Origin of the sequence: Pseudomonas sp. NFPP07, assembly GCF_900115645.1 — a bacterium.
In the GTDB taxonomy this organism is placed as follows: domain Bacteria; phylum Pseudomonadota; class Gammaproteobacteria; order Pseudomonadales; family Pseudomonadaceae; genus Aquipseudomonas; species Aquipseudomonas chlororaphis.
In genome coordinates this window covers 50,381-67,802 of the sequence record NZ_FOXG01000004.1, presented here as the reverse complement: position 1 = coordinate 67,802, position 17,422 = coordinate 50,381, and the positions used below count along the sequence as shown (strand labels likewise).

Here is a 17,422-nt window from a genome sequence, read left to right as displayed (position 1 = left end):
TTTATTTTTGATAGAGATAGTATCGATTTGATCAATTTTGTAGCGGCTGCAAGAGTAACCCGAAACCTAACAACAAGGGTCCTTATGAAAACCGTTCACTCTGCGTCCTACGAGATTCTTCGCGAACAAGGCCTGACCACCATCTTCGGCAATCCTGGCTCCAACGAGCTGCCGTTCCTCAAGGGTTTTCCCGAGGACTTCCGCTACATCCTCGGCCTGCACGAAGGCGCGGTGGTCGGCATGGCCGACGGTTACGCCCTGGCCACCGGCAAGCCGACCTTCGTCAACCTGCATGCCGCCGCTGGCACCGGCAACGGCATGGGCGCGCTGACCAATGCCTGGTATTCCCACAGCCCGCTGGTGATCACCGCCGGCCAGCAGGTGCGCTCGATGGTCGGCGTGGAAGCGATGCTGGCCAATGTCGATGCGGCGCAGCTGCCCAAGCCCCTGGTCAAGTGGAGCCACGAGCCGGCCTCGGCCCAGGACCTGCCGCGCACCCTGAGCCAGGCGATCCATATGGCCAGCCTGGCGCCGCGCGGGCCGGTGTATGTGTCGATTCCCTATGACGACTGGGCCTGCGCGGCGCCGGCCGGGGTCGAGCATCTGGCGCGGCGCCAGGTGGCCAGCGCCGGCCTGCCTTCGGCGGCGCAACTGCAAGCGTTGGCCGAGCGCCTGGCGGCGGCACGTAGCCCGGTGCTGGTGCTAGGCCCGGATGTCGACGGCAGCGGCAGCAACGGCCTGGCGGTGCAGTTGGCGGAAAAGCTGCGCATGCCGGCCTGGGTCGCGCCTTCCGCTTCGCGCTGCCCGTTCCCCACCCGCCACCCGTGTTTCCGTGGCGTGCTGCCGGCGGCCATCGCCGGGATCAGCCGCTGCCTGGCTGAGCACGATTTGATCCTGGTGGTGGGCGCTCCGGTGTTCCGTTACCACCAATACGCTCCGGGCGATTACCTGCCGGCGGACTGCGAACTGGTGCACCTGACCTGCGACCCGGGCGAGGCGGCGCGGGCGCCCATGGGCGATGCGCTGGTGGGCGATATCGCCCTGACCCTCGAAGCCCTGGTCGGCGCGCTGGCACAGAGCGAACGGCCACTGCCGAGCGCCTTGCCGCTGCCGGCGCCGGTGCGCGAGGAGGGTGGCCTGCTGCGCCCGGAAACAGTCTTCGACCTGATCAACCAACTGGCGCCGCGGGACGCGATCTACGTCAAGGAATCCACCTCCACGGTGAGCGCGTTCTGGCAGCGGGTGGAGATGAGCCAGCCCGGCAGTTATTTCTTTCCCGCCGCCGGCGGCCTGGGTTTCGGCTTGCCGGCCGCGGTCGGCGTGCAATTGGCGACGCCCGGGCGGCGGGTGGTGGCGATCATCGGCGACGGCTCGGCCAACTACGGCATCACCGCGCTGTGGACTGCTGCCCAGTACGGCATCCCGGTGGTGTTCATCATCCTCAAGAACGGTACCTACGGCGCGCTGCGCTGGTTCGCCGATGTGCTGCAGGTCAGCGATGCGCCGGGGCTGGACGTCCCGGGTCTGGATTTTTGCGCCATCGGCCAGGGTTATGGCGTGCATTCGGTGCATGCGGCGACCCGCGCCGAGTTCGCCGCCGCCTTCAGCGCGGCCCTGGCCGGCAATCGCCCGGTATTGATCGAGGTGCCGACCCTGACCATCGAGCCCTGATTCTCAAAGTCCGGGCTCCCGGCGCCGGGCAGAAGACCCGGTAATGCCAAGCGCGCCTGGCGCGTACACCACAACAATAAAAAGAGGTGGCTATGAACACGACTTCGGTCAGTGAAGTGATGGAGGCTGGGCCCCAGCGGTCGAGCCCGGTTACCGGCAGTGCCGACATCGGCACCTTGCTCGACGACGGGCCCTACACCGGGATGCAGAAGATCGTGGTGTTGCTGGCTGCGCTGTCCATCGTGATGGACGGTTTCGACGGCCAACTCATCGGTTTCGCCATACCGCTGATGATCAAGGAGTGGGGGATCACCCGCGAGGCCTTCGCCCCGGCGGTGGCCGCCGGGCTGATCGGCATGGGCATAGGCAGCGCTTGCGCCGGCCTGTTCGCCGACCGTTTCGGCCGGCGCATGGCGGTCATCGCCAGCGTGATCCTGTTCGGCACCGCGACCTGCGCCATCGGCCTGGCGCCGGATGCGTTGACCGTGGCGGCGCTGCGCTTTATCGCCGGGCTCGGCATCGGTGGCGCGCTGCCCAGCGCCACCACCATGACCGCCGAGTTCACTCCGGCGCGCCGCCGCACCCTGGCGGTCACCGCGACCATTGTCTGTGTGCCCCTGGGCGGGATGCTGGCGGGGTTGTTCGCCTCCCATGTACTGCCGCTGTACGGCTGGCGCACGCTGTTCTTTATCGGCGGCAGCCTGCCCATCGTGCTGGGCCTGTTGCTGTTGGCGACGCTGCCTGAGTCGCCGCGTTTCCTGGCGCGCCGGCCGCAGCGTTGGGCCGAGTTGACTGCGCTGCTGGGACGTATGGGCCGACCGATGCCCGAGGGCGTGCGCTACACCGATGCGCTGGAGCAGAAGAGCGAGCAGCAGGGCGGCTTTCGCGCCTTGTTCGCCCCCGGCTACGGGCGCGACACCGTGGCGGTCTGGGTGGCGTTCTTCATGTGCCTGACCGCGGTCTACAGCGCCTTCAGCTGGCTGCCGACCATGCTTTTGTCCGAAGGCTTGTCGCTGGCAGTGGCCGGTTCCGGCCTCACCGCCTACAACCTGGGCGGGGTGATCGGCGCGCTGCTCTGCGCGGTCGCGATGACGCGCTGGGGCTCGTTCTGGCCGCTGCTGATCTGCTGCGCGGGTGGCGCGGCCAGTGCCTTCGCCATGCAGGCCGTGGACGTCAACCAGAACACCAGCCTGCTGATCTTCGGCTTTGGCGTGCATGGTCTGTTCGTCAACGCCGTGCAGTCCACCCTCTATGCGCTGTGCGCCTTTATCTATCCCACCGCCGTGCGCGCCACCGGCACCGCATCGGCCCTGGCGTTCGGGCGCATGGGCGCGATCCTCAGTGCCTTCGTCGGCGCCACGGTGATCACCCAGGGCGGCGCCCACGGTTATCTGACGCTGCTGGGAACGGTGATGGTGCTGGCGCTGATCGCCCTGGTGCTGGTGCGCCGCCATATTCCCCGGCGGGTGCCTGGGTCAGCCCGGGCCGACAAGCAGCAACTTGCCGATCAACCCTCACAGCCATAAGGAGGTTCGATGAACATCAGCATTCTCGGGGCCGGCGCCATGGGCTCGCTGTTCGGCGGCCTGCTGGCGGAAAGCGGGCAGAGCGTCACGCTGCTGGACATCAACGACACGCACCTGGAGGCGATCCGTCGCCAGGGCTTGCGCCTGGACACCGACAGCGGCGAGCGGCGCATCGGCGGCTTGAGCGCCTGCCGGCCGGAGCAGGTGACGGGCCAGCCCGACCTGTTGCTGGTCTTCACCAAGGCCCAGCACACCGACAGCGCGCTGCGCAGTATTGCCGGCCATATCGGCGAGCACACGCGGGTGCTGACCTTGCAGAACGGCCTGGGCAACGCCGAAGCGTTGTGCCGCCACGTCGCCCCGCAGCAGGTGATGATCGGCATGACCACCTGGCCCGCCGACATGGTCGGGCCGGCCCATGTCCGCTCCCATGGCCAGGGCGTGGTCCGGCTGCTGTCGCTGGATGGGGTCGAGCGCCAGGGCAGCACTCAGGTTGCCGCGGTGCTGGAGGCCGCGGGGCTGCACTGCGCGGTGGACCCGCAGGTCTGGACCTCGATCTGGGAGAAGGTGGCGTTCAACGCTGCCTTGAACAGCCTGTGCGCCGTCACCGGCTGCACGGTGGGGCAACTGGATGGCGTGCCGCAAGGCCCGGCGCTGGCCCGGGCCATCGTGCTGGAGGTGCTCAGCGTCGCGCAGTCGGTGGGGGTGGCCACGGATGCGCGGCGCTGCCTGGACAGCGTGGCCTATGCCATCGCCCACCATCGGGCGCACAAGCCGTCGATGCTGCAAGACGTGCTGGCCGGCCGACCCACGGAAATCGGCGCGATCAATGGCGAGGTCCTGGCCAGGGCGCGCCAGGCCGGCATCGCCGTGCCGCACACCGAAACCCTGCTGGGGCTGCTGCGCCTGATCGAGGCGCGGGCGGCCACCGGAGGCAGTCATGCATAGCCACGTAAACCCGGTTCGGCGCCCTGAGTCGCGAGCCCATCTTTCCTGTGAATCCTGCCTTCGAGGAGTTTTGTCATGAGTGAGTCCACAGCTGTCTACAGCGATCTGCACCTGCAACCCATCGCCGGGGAATGGCGCGCCGGCGCGGCCGGCAAAACCCTGGCGGTGAGTAACCCGTTCGACGGCGCGCTGTTGCTGGAAGTGGCCCAGGCCAACCGCGCCGACCTGGATGCCGCCTATGCCAAGGCCGCCGCGGTGCAGCCGCACTGGGCGGCGCTCGGGCCGTCGGCGCGGGCGGCGGTGCTGCATCAGGTGGTGGCGGTGTTCGACCGGCGCCGCGAGGAGATCGTCGACTGGATCATTCGCGAGTCCGGCAGCACCCGGCTCAAGGCGCAATTGGAGTGGGGCGCGGCGCGGGCCATCGCCCTGGAGTCGGCATCATTCCCGGCGCGGGTCCACGGCCGCATCGTCGAGTCCGATGTGCCGGGCAAGGAGAGTCGGGTCTATCGCAGCGCCCTGGGGGTGGTCGGGGTCATTAGCCCGTGGAATTTTCCGCTGCACCTGACCCAGCGTTCGATAGCCCCGGCGCTGGCCCTGGGCAACGCGGTGGTGGTCAAGCCGGCCAGCGATACGCCGGTGTGTGGCGGTCTGCTGCTGGCGAAGATCTTCGAGGAGGCCGGCTTGCCGGCGGGCGTGCTCAGCGTGGTGGTGGGGGCGGGCAGCGAGATTGGCGATGCCTTTGTCGAGCACCCGGTGCCTTCGCTGATCACCTTCACCGGCTCCACCCCGGTCGGCCGCGGTATCGGCCGGATCGCCAGCGGCGGCGCGCACCTCAAACACGTGGCCCTGGAGTTAGGTGGCAACAGCCCGTTCGTGGTCCTGGCCGACGCCGACCTCGAACAGGCGGTGAACGCGGCGGTGTTCGGCAAGTTCCTGCACCAGGGGCAGATCTGCATGGCGGTCAACCGGATCATCGTCGACGACAGTCTCTACGACGCCTTCGCCGCGCGCTTCGTCGAACGGGTCAAGGGCCTCAAGGTCGGCGATCCGCAATCGATCGAGACGGTGATCGGTCCGGTGATCAATACGCGGCAATTGCAGGGCCTGCGGGAGAAGATCGAGCTGGCCCGCCGCGAAGGCGCCGAGCCGCTCTACGAGGGCGGCGCCCAGGGCAATCTGCTGGCGCCCCATGTCTACGGCGAGGTCACAGTCGACATGGACCTGGCGCGCAACGAAATCTTCGGCCCGCTGGTGGGGCTGCTGCGCGCGCGGGACGAGGCCCACGCCCTGGAGCTGGCCAACGCCAGCGAATTCGGCCTGTCCAGCGCGGTGTTCACTGGCAACCTGGAGCGCGGGGTGAACTTCGCCCGACAGATTCGCGCGGGCATGACCCATATCAACGACATCCCGGTGAACGACGAGGCCAACGCGCCCTTCGGTGGGGAAAAGAACTCGGGGCTCGGGCGCTTCAACGGCGACTGGGCGATCGACGAGTTCACCCGCGATCACTGGATCAGCGTGCAGCACTCGGCGCGTCGTTATCCCTTCTGATGCCTTGAGCTGAGGATATCGCCCGGCCCCTGAACAAGGCCGGGCATTTTTGCAGCCGATAGAAGGCGGGCCTGGAGCGGCCTGTCGGGGAACGGCTGCGCCTATGCAAAGCGGAGAACAATAATAATGAACACCCCTCACTGCATCCTCGCGCGCTCGCTGGCCGCGGCTTCACTGGCACTGGGCACGGGCCTGCCGGCCTGGGCCGAAGACGGTGGCTTTTTCGAAGATGCCAAGACCGATTTGGTGCTGCGCAATTATTACTTCAATCGGGATTTTCGCGACCCGGGGGCGGCCAAGAGCAGGGTCGAGGAATGGGCCCAGGGTTTTGTCCTCAAGTTCAATTCCGGCTACACCCCGGGCGTCGTCGGGTTCGGCCTGGACGGCATTGTCATGTTCGGCGTCAAGCTCGACAGCGGGCGCGGCACCAGTGGTTCGGAGCTGCTGCCGGTGCATGACGACGGGCGCGCGGCGGACAACTACGGCCGCGCCGGCGTGGCGGCGAAAATGCGCATTTCCGCCACTGAACTGAAGGTTGGCGAGTTGCTGCCGGACATCCCGCTGCTGCGCTACGACGATGGCCGGCTGCTGCCGCAGACCTTCCGTGGGGCGATGCTCGATTCGCGGGAAATCGCTGGGCTGGGGTTGCAGGCCGGGCAGTACCGTTCGGTGAGCCTGCGCAATTCCTCGGACATGCAGGACCTCTCGGCCTGGGCCGCGCCCGGGGTGACCTCCGATGGCTTCACCTATGCCGGCGCCGAGTACCGTTTCAACCAGCAGCGCACCTTGATCGGCGCCTGGCATGCGCAACTGGAAGACATCTACCAGCAGAGCTACTTCAACCTGCTGCACAAGCAGCCGGTGGGCGACTGGGTGCTGGGGGCGAACCTCGGTTACTTCATCGACAAGGATGACGGCCAGGCGCGCATCGGCGAGATCCGGAGCCGCACCGCCTATGCCTTGCTCTCGGCCTCTACCGCTGGCCATACCCTGTACCTGGGTTTGCAGAAGGTCAGTGGCGACAGCCCGTGGATGTCGGTGTACGGCAGCAGCGGCCGGACCCTGGGCAACGATATGTTCAACGGCAACTTCAGCAACGCCGACGAGCGTTCCTGGCAGGTGCGTTATGACTACAACTTTGCCGCCATGGGCGTGCCGGGGTTGTTGGCCATGGTGCGCTATGGGCATGGCGAGAATGCGACGACCAAGGTCGGGAGCAATGGCAAGGAATGGGAGCGGGATACGGAGGTGGGGTATACCTTTCAGAGTGGGAGTTTGAAGAACCTTAGTGTGCGGGTGAATAACGCCACTAACCGGCGCAGTTTCAACAGTGATTTTGATCAGACTCGGGTGATTGTGAGTTATCCGTTGTCGTTTTGAGTGTTGCGGCGTTGTCGCGGGCGGGAGCGGTCGGTCGATGCTCGATTGCTTGCGATGGCGTCGGCTCTGGCTCTGTATTTTTTTGGACGGTGTACATATCCATTTCTGCGGTAATGGCTGCTTAGGGTTCCGCCCTTACGGCGGGTCACTTTGGAAGAGCGCCAAAGTAACCAAAACGCTTTGCCCCACCACTCGGTGCCTCGCCTAGGCTCGGCATGCCCGAACGCAGGCATTGATCCGTGGGCCGCCGCCACAGGCCATCCATGGCCTGGGGCGGCTAACCCGGCATCCCTGCCGGGTTACCCACGGCTCAATGCCTGCGTTCGGCCATCGTGGTTAACGGGGCGTTCAGATCAAAAGCCAAAGCCAGAGCAAAGCAAGACGGCGGCCTGCCGGCCGGCCTGGGGGGGCTTCCTGTAGCCGCTGCCGAGCCTGCGAGGCTGCGATCGACCCCGAAGGGGGCGCAAGGTCTGGAGATCGCTGAAGGCCTGCGGCCTTATCGCAGCCTGCGGCAGCGGCTACAGGGAGGTGTGTCTTGCGTGGGAGCGAGGCTTGTCCGCGATGGTGTTCGTGAGGTCGCCATTGTCGCCACGCCGCTATCCGCATGCCGCCGGCGCAAGGCTTGCGGTACTATGGCCGCCCACGTTTTCTGGAAGTTGCCTGGATGAGTAAGCCCGGTCAATTGGTGCTGGTCGCGTTGCGCAAGATGATCGCCTCGGGCGAGCTGGCGGCCGGTGAACGGCTGATGGAGATTCCGACCGCGGAGTTGTTCGGGGTGTCGCGGATGCCGGTGCGCATGGCGTTCCGTACCCTGGAGCAGGAAGGCCTGCTGGTGCGGTTTGGCGGGCGGGGGTTCCAGGTGCGTTCGGTGAGTGCCGAGGACATCGCCGGCGCGGTCGAGGTGCGGGGTGTGCTCGAAGGGCTGGCGGCGCGCCAGACCGCCGAGCGCGGCTTGTCGGAGGCGGCGCGGGCGGCCCTGGAGTTGTGCCTGGCTCAGGGCGACCAGTTGTTCGCTAAGGGCTATGTGACCGAGGACGATCTGGAGGTCTATCACGACCTCAACATGCGTTTTCACCAGGTGATTGTCGAAGGCAGCCACAACCCGGCGATCGCCGATGCCCTGGCGCGCAACGATCATCTGCCGTTCGCCTCGGTGACCGCGCTGGCGGTGGATCGCCAGGACATGGCCCGCGAATACCGGCGCTTCAACTACGCCCATATGCAGCACCATTCGGTGTTCGATGCCCTGGTCAATCGCCAGGGCGCGCGGGCCGAGGCGATCATGCGCGAGCATGCCAACGCGACCCTGCGTTATGCCGAGATCTTCAGCAGCGCGGCGGCGGACGAGCGGATGAAGGTCATCCTCCGCCCCGCCTGACGCCCTTCAGATATCCAGCACCAGCAGCGGTGTTTTCGAGCGCGAACAGCAGGGGGTGAACTGGTCGTTGCGCGCCTGTTCGTCCTCGGTGAGGAACAGGTCGCGGTGTTCCGGCACGCCCTCCAGCACCCGGGTCAGGCAGGTGCCGCAAATCCCTTGTTCGCAGGACATGGCAATGTCGATGCCATGGCTTTCCAGGACCTGCACCACGCTCTTGTCCGCCGGCACCTCGAAGACCTGGCCGCTGCTGGCGACCTTGATCGAGAAACTGCCGTCGGCGCGGGTATCGACGGGGGCGGCGGCGAAGTACTCGCGGTGCAGGCAGTCCTCCCGCCAGCCCGCGGCCTTGGCCGTGTCCAGCACGTGCTGCATAAAACCGCCGGGGCCGCACACATAGACATGAACATCGTTGCGCGGCGTGGCCAGGACCTTGGCCGCGTCCAGCGCCGTCTCGGGTTCCTGGTCGAAATGCAGGAACACCCGATCGGCAAAAGACGAGTTACATAGACGCTGGACAAAGGCCGCACGCTCGCTGGAGCGGGCGCAATAATGCAGCTCGAAATCCGCGCCGCTGTGAGCCAGGCGCTCGGCCATGCACAGGATCGGGGTGATGCCGATGCCGCCGGCGAACAGCAGGCTGCGTTGAGCTTCGTGGGCCAACGGAAACAGATTGCGCGGCTCGCTGATGTGCAGCCGCGTGCCGGGATGGATCTGCTCGTGCATGGTCAGCGAGCCGCCGCGGGAGGCCGGGTCCTTGAGCACGCCGATCAGGTAGCGATGGCGTTCTTCGGGGTGGTTGCACAGGGAGTATTGGCGGATCAAGCCGCCGGGCAGGTGCACATCGATATGCGCACCGGCGCTGAAGGCCGGCAACGGGCGCTCATCGGCACTGGCCAGCTCATAGCTGCAGATGTCCTGGGCTTCGTCGTTACGGGATACCACCACCACATCGATCATCGTCGGTTCTCCGAGTGCTGCCGCCCGGGGCGGTCACTTCTGTTTCTTTTGTTGGGTAAAGGGCAGGGCTCAGGCCGTGGCCGTGGCGATCAGCTGCGCTTCGCCGGCGTGTTCCTGGGCGATCAAGCGCTCCAGAACCCGCCGCGACTGCACGCCGCCGGCGTCGATATTCAGCTTGAGCAGGTTGCGCGTGGGGTGGGCCAGCAGGTTCTGTTGCTGGCGTTCGAGCATCTCCAGGTCTTCGCTGAAAATCTTGCCCTGGCCCTCGCGAATGCTCGCGGTCAGCGCCTCGTCCCGTGGGTTGAAGTTGCGCGCCATGCCCCAGAAGTACCAGATCGAGGTGTCGCTCTGCGGGGTGATGAAGTCGACCACTATGCTCGACGCCTTGGAGTGCGGCGGCGCGTTGTAGCCGCCCTGGCCGGCGTGGGCCACGCCGACTTCGATCAGCACATGGCTGGGCGGGGTGAAGCGGCAGATCTGCCAGCGGTCCACCGGCACGTCGTCGGCCAGGCCGTTGCCGCGCAGGGCCATGCGCCAGAACGGCGGGGCCATGATGTTTTCCATATGCCGCGCGGTGACCACTTCATCACCCTCGACCGTGGTAGTCGGCGGCGCCTCGTCGATTTCCTTCTGGCCGATGCTGGAGGCGTGGACGTAGGTTTCGTGGGTCAGGTCCATCAGGTTGTCGATCATCAGCCGGTAGTCGCAGGCTATATGGAACAGCCCGCCGCCGTAGGCCCACTCATCGCTGACCGCCCATTCCAGATGATGGATCTGTGCCGGGTCGGCCAGCGCCTAGTCGCCGGGCCAGACCCAGATAAAGCCGTAGCGCTCGACCACGGCAAAGGTCTTGTTGCAGGGGAAGCCGCGCACCCGTTGCCCGGGCATTGCCACGGTCTTGCCATCGCAGCCCATCACCAGCCCGTGATAACCGCACACCAGGTTGCCGTTTTCCACATACCCCAACGACAGCGGTGCGCCGCGATGGGGGCAGAAGTCCTCGACCGCCGCGACCCGGCCCTCCAGGCCACGGTAAAACACCATCTTCTCCCCACAGATCTGCCGGCCCAGGGGCTTGTCGGCGATTTCATCGGGGGTGCAGGCAACGTACCAAGTGTTCTTGGGGTACATGGAAGGCTCTCCTGGGGAGTGATTGTTTTTATTTAATGGATCCATTAGAGAGGCTGCGGTGTTTGAGTGTCAACGACAAAGTCCATGTTTAAGGCTGATTTATGGGCGATTATCGGACTGATAGCTGTTGCCTTCGTTTTTAATGGATCCATTGATAAGTGTTGTTAAACACTTCCCAATGACAGAAAAAACGCCAGCGATGAAGGAGGGATGTCGACTCGAGCTGGCGAGCGGGAAGAGGCTCTAGTCGAGCGACTGGGCCGGGCGCCAGGCATCGATGCCGAGGATGTGATGGTGGTGATTACCACCACTGAGGCAGAGGAATGGTCGTTTGGCGGTGGGCGGGGCAATTAGCCTACCTATGCGTTTCTGGTATCAGTCCTATCCGAATCCAACGGATCGAAGCGCTCGGTGGTGTCCATCCGGATATTGCGCAAACCCAGGGTTTCCAGGTGCGAGGCATAGAGGGGCTCGGAAAAATAGCTGATCAGGAGCGAGCGGCGGCGTGCGCCGCTCGGGTTCAGGCTGCCCGCGTGCAGCAGATCGACATCGAACACCAGGATGTCCCCGGCGGAGCCTGAAAGCTGCACGGACCGCGACTCGTCGGTGAAGTCGAGTGGCGGCTCTCCCGGCCCGGGGCGATGGCTGCCGGGGACGATACGGGTGGCACCGTTCTCGGGGCCATAGTCGTCGAAAAAAGCCAGGGCGTTGGCTATGTCGCCTGGCCGCTGGGCCGACAGGTCGCGGTGCAGCTGTTGCTGACCACCCCCGGCAAGGGGCTCGCGACCTTCCACCTGGGAGAGGAAGAAGCGCTCCCCGATCAACTCGCCCACCACCGCCAGCACCTGCGGCAGGCGACACACCGCCTGAACCGTCGAATCCGCGTCCAGCAGCGAATGGCGCCAGTCCATGCCACGGGGCACAGGCCATTGGTTCGACGGCATCACGCCTGCGTCGAACACGGCACGCAGCTCACCCAGCCACTCGGCAGGGATCGCTTGGCGCAGCAGCACGTAACCCTGTCGATGGAGTTGCTCGCGGTCGGTCATGGTCCCTACGCCTGGAAGAATCGCTCGGGACGGCAGGGAGCAAGGGCAGGAAAGTCCTGGCCGTCGATAATTTCCTCGCTGGCCAGACGGCCGGCTATCGCCGCCAGCGTGACGCCAGGGTGCATCGCACACACATACACGCCGCCGATATCGGGCAGATAGCCGACGATGGGCGTGCCATCGACCGGCATGGGCCTGAGCCCGACACAGGCCGATTCCAGCTCGATGGACGCAACCCCGTGGAGTTCGTTCCGGATGGCCTGGGCGGTGCGTAGCGCTATCGCGGCTGGCTGGTTTTCCAGCGCGTCGTCCAGGTAGTCCTCCGCCGCCAGCAGCGTGCCGTCCGGGCCTTGCCGCACTTCCATTTCCGGGCTGGAGATAAGGGTGCGCACGAGCTCGGGTGGTGAGGCGTAGCGGATCAATATGGCTGGGGAGGCCGCTATTGGCAGGGGCAGGTTCAGCAGCTCGGTCAGCTGCTTGATGCCCGTCCCGGCGGCCAGCACGACAACGTCGGCCTCGATACGGTCCCTTGCGGTTTCGACGCCCGTCACCCGCGCACCCTGGGTGGTAAAGCCGAGCACCCGCGTCTGGGTGAGCACCTGCGCGCCATGAGCCTGGGCACCGGCGATCAACGCCTGGGTTGCTTGCACGGCGTCCAGCGCGCCTTCTTCGACGGCGTACATGGCCTGCTGCGGGGGATGCTTGAGGTTTGGCTCAAGGTCGAGGATCTGTGAGCGCGACAGCTGGGTTGCTGAAGGCGGGTGACCCGAGGCGTGCAGCGCTTCACTCGGGTTTGTGCCGTAAGACAGGGCACCGCTCCAGCGCACTTTCAGGCCAGGCAGCTCGGTTTCGAGCCGGCGGTACTCCTGGATCGCCGCACCGCGCAATGACGCGATGGAGTCGGGCCCGTCGTGGGAGGTGTTGATCCACGCGAATGAGCGTCCCGTTACTCCAGACGCTATGTCTTCGGCCTCCACCAGAATGACCTTCGCGCCTCTGCCCGCCAGGTGATACGCCAGGGACGCGCCCACTATGCCCGCGCCAATGACCACGACGCGTTTGTTTGCCGCGTTCCCCATATCAACCTCCATGTTGTCGACCTGATGAGGGTAGGGCATCCAGATAAACGAATGCCCTGAGAACCGAGCGGCCTGCTTCGCAGGCTCTCTGTCATTTCTTTCGCACGGCTATTTTTTGCACTCCGCCAACACCACTTTGCAGGTGCCGGGCGTGCCGCCGGAGCGGCCGGCATAACGGATGCAGTTATTCAGGGATTTCTGGCGCGCCATGCTCAGGGTGGAGCCCCAGGCCAGGCCGCCCTCGCCGGAAGTGGGCAGCGCTTTGGCGTAACAGTTCGAGCCGATGCTGGCGGTCGAATAACGATACTTGGCGGCTTTGCTTGAACATCCCGCGATCAGCGCCAGGTTGATGGCGAGCAGGGAAAACAGGATCCATGACGAGTAGTGGCGTACGGCTGTTCTGGTCATTCCGGTTCCCCTGTATCAAGACGGTAGAGGCGTGTTCGCAGTGCTGCTCTATTCAGCTTAGAGGGTATCGCGCCTGGTCCTGGAGCCGTCTGGCGGAGTGGATGCGTTTGGGTGTGCCTTGCGTCGGTTGCCATTCGTGTTTGCCTTATTGCAGTCATGGTTCTTGCGGCCAATTGTCCTGGATTTCGTACCACGAAGCCTTGAACGCCACCTGAATGTGTTTCTGTTTATCCGCGGTGAAGGGCGTATCCAGAGTGCCCAGGGCGATCGAGATCCAGTCGGCGTATTCACCCTGGTCCCTGGACCAGAACAGTGACGAACCGCACTGGCCGCAAAACTGGCGCAACACCGATTCGGAGGATCGATAGGACTGGAGGCTCCCGCCCCCCTGAACGATGCGCAGATCGCTGCGCAACACACTGCCATAGCTGGCGAATGCCGCCCCATGGCTTTTACGGCACTGGCTGCAATGGCAGTGGGAAAGCGCCTTGGGGCGGGATAAGAGCTGGTATTTGACGGCGCCGCACAGGCAGCTGCCCTGGGAGGTGTCGGTCATTTAAGGGCGCACCTTGAACGAAAGGGCGCCCATTTAAGCAGTCAGTTCTGGGGATGTCGAACCGCTGTTATTGGTGGATTACCGCTGCTTGTTAGCGTTGGCTGTCGGCCAGGAGCAGACCTACGGAATGATGTGCTGAACTCTGAATTACCCAGTCTACGAATAGGAGAAAGCCATGGAACCTAATTCAACGCCTGATCCGCTCGAAACGGCTGGACAACTGATGGCACGTCAGGAGGCAATGCAAGCTGAGGCAGCATCGTTGCTCGGACAGATGCTCTTCGCGTTCTCGAACATCGATCTGAATTTAGGGCTCTGTTTGGCGTCGTTGGATAACGGCACAAAATTGAAAACCTTATCGAATTTGATCAAAGGGCAGAGCATCTATACGAAACTCAAAACGCTATCGACCCGAGTCGCGGAGAAGTTACCGGCCGGCTCCAAACACCGTGCTGACTATGAACACTGGATTAAGCATGTGCATGCCGCTCGGGAGCGGCGTAACAATATGGTCCACGGTCGGTGGGGCGTCGAGGCACACCGTCACAAGATCGTCAATGTCATTGGACTTCCCTCCGGCGCGCAACAATGTTTTGAATACAGCCTTACGGAGTTGGCCGCGTTCAATAAAGAGTTGTGTGCATTAGCGCAAGAGCTAGCCAGGCTACGAACACACTGGCCCCTCTAGGCGGCTCGCCTGAAAAAGGCGGAATCACCGCCTTCAATGTCTAGCGAAAACAGAGCGTCCGGCACAGGTACGGACGCGTTTGCCACTGTCGAGTCGACAGCCTTTCTCAACGTCTGCTATCGGGATACCGCTACTTTCGCTTTGGGTTGAATCCCCAGCCCAAAGCGGACGTTGTGCCGGGAAGGCGACCCTGCATTCATTCAAGGCAGGCTTCAGGCGTCGCCGGCAAGCTATCGAGGAACGCGGCAATCTGCCGGGCACCGCGCAGGTGCAGGGTAGGAATCTGCGGGCCTATGGCCAGGCGCACCGCTTCGATCCCTGGGCGGTAGCCGCGATCGAAAGTCCACACGAAGTTCAGGAAGGTCAGGAACGCCCGATCGAGCTTTTCCGTGCAGCCTGCGGCAAGGTCAGGCCGGGGACGGTTCATGACGCTGCGTATGATCACCCGGGTGAAACAGGTGAGCCGTGGCGTATCGAGCCAGATGATCAGGTCGGCACGGGGCAGGCGAAGGTCGAAGGTCCGCCGGGCATAGTTGCCTTCACACACCCAGGCTGCCGGTGCGACCGCTGCGCGGACCCGTTCGCGGAACTGCTCGGCGTCGGGTTCGACCCAACCGGGCTCCCAGAACAGCGTGTCCAGGTGGACCACAGGCAGATTCCGGCGCTTGCCGAGGGCACGGGCGAGGGTGGATTTGCCGCTCCCGGCATTACCCAGAATTACAATCCGTTGCATGGGTGCTTCCTGTCGCGAAAAAAGCCGGCGATTGTGCAGGTTTTGCATCGCCAGTTAAAGGCGGATAGCGGGGCCGACTGCGCCGGGAATGGAATGTGTGTTGCCAGTGTGGGGCCTGAAGCCGAGAGCAGGATGTCGATCCTGAACGCCTGCTTCCGACCCTTTGTCGCCTGTCGGCAGCGCTCGCCTTTTCGGGGTGTCTACTGCTAGTGAAGCCCTGTAGGTACAGGGAGGAGAGCAGCATGAGCAATGAACAGGTGGCACCGGAAACCAAAGGGGTTGCAGTGCAGGTACTGGCAACCATTGACCTGGGTCCCGAAATCGAGGGCATGGCCGGGCGCCAACTCAGAATGCGCCTGGTGACCATCGAGCCTGGAGGCGTATTCGGGCCGATCCACAACCATAAAGACCGGCCTGGCGTCGTCTACATACTGGAAGGCACCATCACTGACCATCGCGAGGGCGGCGACACGGACTATGGTCCGGGAGTGGGCTGGCCCGAGGATCGGGACACCACGCACTGGCTTGAGAACAAAGGGCCGATTCCGGCGCGGGAGATCTCGGTCGATATTATCCGCCAAGAGTGAGCCCGGGCCGAACATCGATACGGGCGAGCCCGCCGTGCGGTTCGCCCAACGCCCATCATTCCCCCGCACCCGCCGCGCCATTGGTCGGGTCGCCCTCGGCCAGCAGGCGCATCAGGATTTCCCGCTCCTTCGGCCCGGTGCCAGGCCGCGGGTCTGGCCTTTGCCCGAGGCTGCACCTCATCACCCGTGACCTGCCGGCCTTCCAGCTGCTTTATGATGACCGCCTGTCCAAACTGCCCAACGTCCAGCGCCTGACCTCGACCCCGGTGATGAAGCGGCTGATTCAGGTCCGCTCGCTGCCGCTGTGAGGCACGTCGACAAAACAACACTTCAGGGAGATACCGATGCGTGAACGAAAATCGGCAAGATTGCTGGTCATCAACCCTTCGCGAAAGGTCCTGCTGTTCCGGTTCCTGCACAAGGAAGGGGCGCTGGCGGGGGATGACTATTGGGCCACGCCCGGTGGCGGGCTTGAAGGGGACGAAACCTTCCAGGTCGCGGCGATTCGTGAACTGCATGAGGAAACCGGTATTCAGGTCTGCGCGGTGGGAGAGCCGGTGGCCAGTCGCCGGTTCCCCATGCAACTGCCCTGTGGCGAGTGGGTGACCTCTGTCGAGCAGTATTTTGTGGTGCACGCGCCAGACCAGCCGCTTTCTCGTGCAGGCTGGACCTCGGCCGAGGCCCAGGTGATGGCCGATCATCATTGGTGGTCCGCCGATGATCTGCGAGCCACCGAGGCCATCGTCTGGCCGGAAGCGTTGGTGGAGATGCTGGAAGAGGCGGGGGTATTCGAGCCGTCCTTGTAGCGTTTTTTTCCGCGAGCTGATCCTGGCTTGATGCGGGGCTGCCAATCTCCCGCGCAGTCGGGATTTTCCGGCTGGCGGCTTATGCCGTCGATCCAGATTCGCCCTCGACATTCACAACGGCGCCGTCGGCTCGTTCCTCTCTCTACCAACCATTAGAGGGAACGCCCGATGAAAAACACCGAACTCAGCCACATCATCCTCAGTGACCACTCGCGCATCGAAGCTGCCATCAGTACCGGCGCGGCCTGGGAAGTCTGGTTCCAGGTCGAGTTTCTGATGCTGCTGCGCGCAGCCCACCTGGGGGTCGCTCGCGAAGTGCCTTACCCATCGCCGAACGACACCCTGCACCTGGATGTACTGGCCAGCCAGGGTGTCGAGAGATATGCCATCGAAGTGAAAGTCGAGAGCGCCACCAACGCCGGCAACAAACTGCTGGCGGAAACCCGCAAGGACATCGAGAAAATCGCCAAATACACTAGGCCCGTCGAGGCACGCTGGGTGGTTGCCCTGGCCTATAGCGACGTGGCAAAACACTCTTTGCGGGGATTCGCAACAGAGCACAATGCGCGGGCTATTTACCATGAGTCTGGCGCGATCGGCTGCATGATCTTCTCGGTCTGACCCGCACAGGCGCCAGCAGGGCATGAGGCCTTCCTGGCGCCTTTCGACAGTTCGCGCCCTTAGTGAGAGAACAACTGCCGGTCGCCCTGTTTCTGCGAGCCTGCGACGTAGTACGCCTCGAACCAGGCGGGTTGGCCCGAGATCGTCGTGGGTTTTTTCAGCACCAGTGGCGGTGGCTGTCTCCCCTGGGTCTCATCGGCGCTGGTGAAGGCTTTTTGCATCACGCTGCGAAAGTGCAGGTGATCGAATATCAGCAGGGCCTGGATGGCATAGACCACGGCGATTCTCTGGTCCTCGATCAGGATCAGGTGATCGCCGTTTTTTTCTTCCCCCCGGGTCTAGAACCAGCTGGC

17 protein-coding genes and 3 pseudogenes are annotated in these 17,422 nt (G+C 64.2%); 12 read left to right on the top strand and 8 right to left on the bottom strand.

Going from position 1 to position 17,422, the window contains the following annotated elements:
• Window positions 1–84: 84 nt before the first annotated feature.
• The 6 genes from mdlC to BM019_RS11430 all read left to right on the top strand — a co-directional run bounded on the left by mdlC (window position 85) and on the right by BM019_RS11430 (window position 8,454).
• Window positions 85–1,671, top strand: a complete 1,587-nt coding sequence (gene mdlC, locus BM019_RS11460; RefSeq protein ID WP_092418302.1) for a benzoylformate decarboxylase — start codon at window positions 85–87, stop codon at window positions 1,669–1,671.
• 92 nt (window positions 1,672–1,763) lie between these two features.
• Window positions 1,764–3,197, top strand: coding sequence for an MFS transporter (locus BM019_RS11455; RefSeq protein ID WP_092418301.1), 1,434 nt, complete (start codon window positions 1,764–1,766; stop codon window positions 3,195–3,197).
• Window positions 3,198–3,206: 9 nt separating this feature from the next.
• Window positions 3,207–4,145 (top strand): ketopantoate reductase family protein, encoded by a 939-nt coding sequence (locus tag BM019_RS11450; protein ID WP_092418300.1) that lies wholly within the window; start codon window positions 3,207–3,209, stop codon window positions 4,143–4,145.
• A gap of 75 nt (window positions 4,146–4,220) precedes the next feature.
• A complete protein-coding gene (locus tag BM019_RS11445; RefSeq protein WP_092418299.1) occupies window positions 4,221–5,696 on the top strand; it encodes an aldehyde dehydrogenase family protein in 1,476 nt (491 codons plus the stop codon).
• Window positions 5,697–5,822: 126 nt separating this feature from the next.
• Window positions 5,823–7,076 (top strand): OprD family porin, encoded by a 1,254-nt coding sequence (locus tag BM019_RS11440; RefSeq protein WP_092418298.1) that lies wholly within the window; start codon window positions 5,823–5,825, stop codon window positions 7,074–7,076.
• Between the two features lie 664 nt (window positions 7,077–7,740).
• Window positions 7,741–8,454 carry a GntR family transcriptional regulator gene (locus BM019_RS11430; RefSeq protein ID WP_007932043.1) on the top strand — a complete coding sequence of 238 codons (714 nt, stop codon included), beginning with the start codon at window positions 7,741–7,743 and terminating at the stop codon, window positions 8,452–8,454.
• 6 nt (window positions 8,455–8,460) lie between these two features.
• Here BM019_RS11430 and BM019_RS11425 read toward each other — a convergent pair whose 3' ends face one another.
• Both BM019_RS11425 and BM019_RS11420 read right to left on the bottom strand, forming a co-directional pair.
• Window positions 8,461–9,411 (bottom strand): PDR/VanB family oxidoreductase, encoded by a 951-nt coding sequence (locus tag BM019_RS11425; protein ID WP_092418296.1) that lies wholly within the window; start codon window positions 9,409–9,411, stop codon window positions 8,461–8,463.
• Between the two features lie 69 nt (window positions 9,412–9,480).
• Window positions 9,481–10,542 (bottom strand): annotated as a pseudogene (locus BM019_RS11420) (aromatic ring-hydroxylating dioxygenase subunit alpha).
• Between the two features lie 243 nt (window positions 10,543–10,785).
• On the opposite strand from BM019_RS11420, the pseudogene BM019_RS11415 reads away from it, so the two are divergent.
• Window positions 10,786–10,896 (top strand): annotated as a pseudogene (locus BM019_RS11415) (tautomerase family protein); the annotation flags it as partial.
• Window positions 10,897–10,901: 5 nt separating this feature from the next.
• On the opposite strand, the gene BM019_RS11410 reads toward BM019_RS11415, so the two are convergent.
• The 4 genes from BM019_RS11410 to BM019_RS11395 all read right to left on the bottom strand — a co-directional run bounded on the left by BM019_RS11410 (window position 10,902) and on the right by BM019_RS11395 (window position 13,634).
• On the bottom strand, window positions 10,902–11,591 hold the full coding sequence (locus tag BM019_RS11410; protein ID WP_092418295.1) for a phytanoyl-CoA dioxygenase family protein: 690 nt from the start codon (window positions 11,589–11,591) through the stop codon (window positions 10,902–10,904).
• Between the two features lie 5 nt (window positions 11,592–11,596).
• Entirely contained in the window at window positions 11,597–12,670 is a 1,074-nt protein-coding gene (locus tag BM019_RS11405) for an NAD(P)/FAD-dependent oxidoreductase (protein ID WP_092418294.1), read from the bottom strand.
• A 108-nt stretch (window positions 12,671–12,778) separates the two neighbouring features.
• Window positions 12,779–13,078 carry a DUF4189 domain-containing protein gene (locus tag BM019_RS11400; protein WP_092418293.1) on the bottom strand — a complete coding sequence of 100 codons (300 nt, stop codon included), beginning with the start codon at window positions 13,076–13,078 and terminating at the stop codon, window positions 12,779–12,781.
• 154 nt (window positions 13,079–13,232) lie between these two features.
• On the bottom strand, window positions 13,233–13,634 hold the full coding sequence (locus BM019_RS11395) for a GFA family protein (RefSeq protein ID WP_092418292.1): 402 nt from the start codon (window positions 13,632–13,634) through the stop codon (window positions 13,233–13,235).
• Window positions 13,635–13,809: 175 nt separating this feature from the next.
• Between BM019_RS11395 and BM019_RS11390 the strand changes: the two genes are divergently transcribed.
• Window positions 13,810–14,322, top strand: a complete 513-nt coding sequence (locus tag BM019_RS11390) for a hypothetical protein (protein WP_139217368.1) — start codon at window positions 13,810–13,812, stop codon at window positions 14,320–14,322.
• A 196-nt stretch (window positions 14,323–14,518) separates the two neighbouring features.
• Here BM019_RS11390 and BM019_RS11385 read toward each other — a convergent pair whose 3' ends face one another.
• Window positions 14,519–15,055: a P-loop NTPase family protein gene (locus BM019_RS11385; protein WP_092418290.1), complete on the bottom strand. Its 537-nt coding sequence runs from the start codon at window positions 15,053–15,055 to the stop codon at window positions 14,519–14,521.
• 242 nt (window positions 15,056–15,297) lie between these two features.
• Here BM019_RS11385 and BM019_RS11380 point away from each other — a divergent pair, with 242 nt between their 5' ends.
• From BM019_RS11380 to BM019_RS11365, 4 genes and pseudogenes are all read left to right on the top strand, one after another.
• Entirely contained in the window at window positions 15,298–15,642 is a 345-nt protein-coding gene (locus BM019_RS11380) for a cupin domain-containing protein (protein ID WP_037004663.1), read from the top strand.
• Between the two features lie 170 nt (window positions 15,643–15,812).
• Window positions 15,813–15,950 (top strand): annotated as a pseudogene (locus BM019_RS11375) (AsnC family transcriptional regulator); the annotation flags it as partial.
• A 36-nt stretch (window positions 15,951–15,986) separates the two neighbouring features.
• The gene (locus BM019_RS11370) at window positions 15,987–16,448 is read left to right on the top strand and encodes an NUDIX hydrolase (RefSeq protein WP_092418289.1); all 462 of its coding nucleotides are present in this window, start codon (window positions 15,987–15,989) and stop codon (window positions 16,446–16,448) included.
• A 168-nt stretch (window positions 16,449–16,616) separates the two neighbouring features.
• Window positions 16,617–17,069, top strand: coding sequence for a hypothetical protein (locus BM019_RS11365; protein ID WP_009043488.1), 453 nt, complete (start codon window positions 16,617–16,619; stop codon window positions 17,067–17,069).
• A 59-nt stretch (window positions 17,070–17,128) separates the two neighbouring features.
• Here BM019_RS11365 and BM019_RS11360 read toward each other — a convergent pair whose 3' ends face one another.
• Window positions 17,129–17,347, bottom strand: a complete 219-nt coding sequence (locus BM019_RS11360; RefSeq protein ID WP_092418288.1) for a hypothetical protein — start codon at window positions 17,345–17,347, stop codon at window positions 17,129–17,131.
• Between the last annotated feature and the right edge of the window lie 75 nt (window positions 17,348–17,422).